The organism is Spirosoma harenae (assembly GCF_054776975.1).
This window is the reverse complement of record NZ_BAAHBD010000057.1, coordinates 1-701: the sequence shown is the minus strand read 5'-3', so window position 1 is coordinate 701 and position 701 is coordinate 1. Positions and strand designations below refer to the sequence as shown.

Below are 701 nucleotides of genomic sequence, written 5' to 3'. Positions count from 1 at the left end.
AACATTTATTATCGCTGGATCGGACCGCCGAAGCGGCAAAGAGTTTTTGGAAGCTGGTAAAAAGCGATTAGCCGGGGATACCACTCGCGAAGCTACTGCACCTGAAGTGCAATCGATCAAGTCCGAAAATGAGGCCCTCAAACAACTGGTGGCCGAACTGAGTCTGGAAAATAGGCTATTAAAAAAAAGCCTCAAAGCCGACGACTAATCGATACCATCATATGACTCAGTCCGAGAAAATGGAAATCATTACCTTGGTAGAGCAGTCCCCTTTGAGCGTTAAAGCCACCTTGAAAGAGTTAGGCATCAATCGGTCGACGTTTTATCAATGGTATAAACGGTATTTAACGGATGGCTTTGATGGCTTGGCAGATCCTATTTATCGTCGTACTAGTGCCTGGAACCAACTACCACTGGCTGAAAAGGGGCGCGTGGTCGAATTAGCTCTAGAACGGCCCGATCTGTCTTGCCGCGAATTAGCTTGTCATATTGTTGACAATGAGGGCTGGTTTGTCTCGGAATCAACGGTTTACCGTATTCTAAAAAGTCGGGGCTTAATCACTACGCCTGCTTATCGACTCATGGAAGCAGCCGATCAGTTCTATAACCCAACTACGGCTCCCAATCAGCTTTGGCAAACTGACTTCACCGCTCCGGCGGCCCGGCTATTTCAAGATCAAAAACTGGGGCTGGTATTATCT

Annotated in this window: 1 protein-coding gene and 1 pseudogene; both read left to right on the top strand. The window is 47.4% G+C overall.

The genetic code is table 11. The annotated features are described in order from the left end of the window. Positions 1-208, top strand: a pseudogene (locus ACYVE4_RS34055) (hypothetical protein); the annotation flags it as partial. A 13-nt stretch (positions 209-221) separates the two neighbouring features. Beyond that, the coding region (locus ACYVE4_RS34050; RefSeq protein WP_461044896.1) for a helix-turn-helix domain-containing protein at positions 222-701 on the top strand (480 nt) is incomplete at its 3' end.